The sequence below is a fragment of the Candidatus Pelagibacter communis genome, from assembly GCF_001180205.1.
GTDB lineage: Bacteria > Pseudomonadota > Alphaproteobacteria > Pelagibacterales > Pelagibacteraceae > Pelagibacter > Pelagibacter ubique_O.
The window spans coordinates 1-2,453 of the sequence record NZ_CVSU01000023.1 but is presented as its reverse complement, the minus strand read 5'-3'; the positions used below and the strand labels follow the sequence as shown (position 1 = coordinate 2,453).

At 31.4% G+C, this 2,453-nt stretch carries 5 protein-coding genes; 2 read left to right on the top strand and 3 right to left on the bottom strand.

From position 1 onward, the window contains the following. From AMO08_RS01165 to hisI, 3 genes are all read right to left on the bottom strand, one after another. Window positions 1-270: DUF2237 family protein (locus tag AMO08_RS01165; RefSeq protein WP_075484382.1), on the bottom strand; the 270-nt coding region annotated here is incomplete at its 3' end. Window positions 271-276: 6 nt separating this feature from the next. Further along, complete coding sequence (locus tag AMO08_RS01160; protein WP_075484381.1) at window positions 277-909, bottom strand: putative 2OG-Fe(II) oxygenase; 633 nt, start codon at window positions 907-909, stop codon at window positions 277-279. Between the two features lie 2 nt (window positions 910-911). Further along, window positions 912-1,379, bottom strand: coding sequence for a phosphoribosyl-AMP cyclohydrolase (gene hisI / locus AMO08_RS01155; RefSeq protein ID WP_075484380.1), 468 nt, complete (start codon window positions 1,377-1,379; stop codon window positions 912-914). A gap of 77 nt (window positions 1,380-1,456) precedes the next feature. Between hisI and folE the strand changes: the two genes are divergently transcribed. After that, window positions 1,457-2,077 (top strand): GTP cyclohydrolase I FolE, encoded by a 621-nt coding sequence (gene folE / locus AMO08_RS01150; protein ID WP_075484379.1) that lies wholly within the window; start codon window positions 1,457-1,459, stop codon window positions 2,075-2,077. Between the two features lies 1 nt (window position 2,078). Further along, window positions 2,079-2,432 (top strand): alcohol dehydrogenase catalytic domain-containing protein, encoded by a 354-nt coding sequence (locus tag AMO08_RS01145; protein ID WP_256997632.1) that lies wholly within the window; start codon window positions 2,079-2,081, stop codon window positions 2,430-2,432. The last annotated feature ends 21 nt before the right edge of the window (window positions 2,433-2,453 follow it).

Genomic DNA, 2,453 nt, shown 5'->3' with positions numbered 1-2,453 from the left:
CTCAACAGCTTTAGCGTACCAACTAGCACACACGCACCAGCCATCTCCATCTTTTAATCCTGGAAATCCGAATTCTGGATGTGGAGTGATTAAATCATTACCTGCCTCTTTTAACCATTCTAAAAATTCAGTTGTTACTTTTGCGCAAACAGTATGGACACCGTGATCATTTTCATCAGTGTTACAACAACCGTCACGAAACCAACCTGTTAAAGGATTATTTGAACAATCCTCTAAATCCTCCCCTAAAACATTTTTTTGTTTTGTCATTGATTTTTAAGGGGTATCCTTATGTATTTCTTCATCAATCCTTGCATTAAAAGATATTGATCTTCTCTCATCTTTTGTACCTTTAAATGGATAAACAGTATGCATTAAATAGTTTGGAAAAAAATAAAAATCACCTACCTCAGGCTTGATCGTGTAAACAGAGTTAGATAAAAATTGTTGAGAACCATGAATTAAATTTAATGTTCCTCCCAAATAACCTTTGTTTTTTTTTTGAACAAATTCTCCAAAAGTATTTGGTAATTTTAAAAAGCCCGCACCTGATATATGACCACTATGATGATGCACAGGATTATATTCATTTTCAAATTGTCTTACTACCCAGGAATTTTGCATTTCAAATTTGCTAATTTTTCTACCAAGTGCAACTTCTATCCATTTTGATGTGCATCCTACTAAAAAGTCTAACCAACCAACTTTTTTAGAAAATTCATGATCTAACTTAAATTCCTGAGTGACATCACCTATTAGTTTGTGACCATGATCAAGTTCATTAGACTTTAGATTATTTGCCACAACATTATCGATATACTTATTTAGGTCAATTAAAATTTTTTCAGGGATTTTTACTTTTAAAACCGAAGGTCCAAAAGGTTTTAAAAGTTTAAATTCAAAACTCATATTCAAATTTTAGTTGGGTTTGGTTGTCCTTTATAAACTTCTTCAGGATCGAATTTTTTTTCTTTTTCAAGAAATTCCATTTCAACTTTTCTTCCGTTTTCTATTGGTCCCATAGGAATAGATCTATAAAAACATGATCTATAACCAACATGACAACTAGCTCCATCACCGATATCAACTGTTAACCATATGGAGTCTTGATCATCATCAATTCTTATTTCAGTAACCTTTTGTATAAAACCACTTGTTTTACCTTTATGCCAAATAGCTTTTCTCGATCTACTAAAATAGTGTGCTTCTTTAGTTTCAATTGTTTTTTTAAGAGCTTCTACATTCATATATCCATGCATTAAAATATCCTTTGTTTTTGAGCACATAGTAATTACTGGTATCAACCCATCATTATCAAACTTGGGTGAAAGAAGATTTCCCTCCTCAATATCGTAGATATTTTCTCTTTTTTTGAACATATGCGGTGACTATGTAGCACATATATGAATATATTAAATATTTTTAAATTGAAGTAATTACTGTATAAAAAAGCGCTATGAAATTAGTAAAAGACACAGATGACAAAAGTTTAGATACAAAGCAGGTTTCAGACAAAGAAGCTGAAGACGCTTTTAGAACTATCCTTTCTTGGATGGGTGAAGATCCAAGTAGAGAAGGTTTGTTAGAAACTCCTAAGAGAGTGGTAAAAGCTTTTAAAGAATATTTCAAGGGTTACAAAGAAGATCCAAATAAAATCTTAGACAAAACTTTTGGTGATGTTGAAGGTTATGATGACATGGTTGTTCAAAAAAATATTTCAGTGCAAAGTCATTGTGAACATCATATGGCTCCAATTATTGGAAAAGCACACGTAGCTTATATTCCAAAAGAAAGAGTTGTAGGATTAAGTAAGTTAGCAAGAGTAGTTGAAGTTTTCTCAAAAAGATTACAAACACAAGAGAGACTTACAATGCAGATAGCAAACACTTTAATGGAATCATTAGATGCCAAAGGAGTTGCAGTAACTATTGATTCAACTCATCAGTGTATGACAATGAGAGGTATTAAAAAAGAACAAGCAACCACAGTTACAAATTACTACTTAGGCCAATTCAAAGAAGATTTAAGTTATCAAAATAGATATTTACGATTTATCAGCACTAAGTTAAAAGACTAAGGTGTCCAATCAATTCAAAGCAATAGTCCTTAACCAAGAAGGCGAAAACTTTTCGCGTGAAGTAAAATCTTTAGATAAAAGTTTCTTAAAACATGGTGATGTAACTGTAAAAGTAGATTATTCAGATTTAAACTTTAAAGATGGAATGATTCTAAAGAATGGAGGAAGATTAGTTAAAGAATATCCTCATATCCCAGGAATAGATTTTTCAGGAAAGGTTATTGCAAGTGAAAATTCAAAATTTAAAGAAGGAGATGAGGTAATTTTAACTGGATTTAGAGTTGGAGAAATATTCTTTGGCGGATATTCACAAATTGCAAAAGTAAATGCAGATTTTTTAGTAAAAAAAACCTGATAGCTTAACAACTAAACAAGC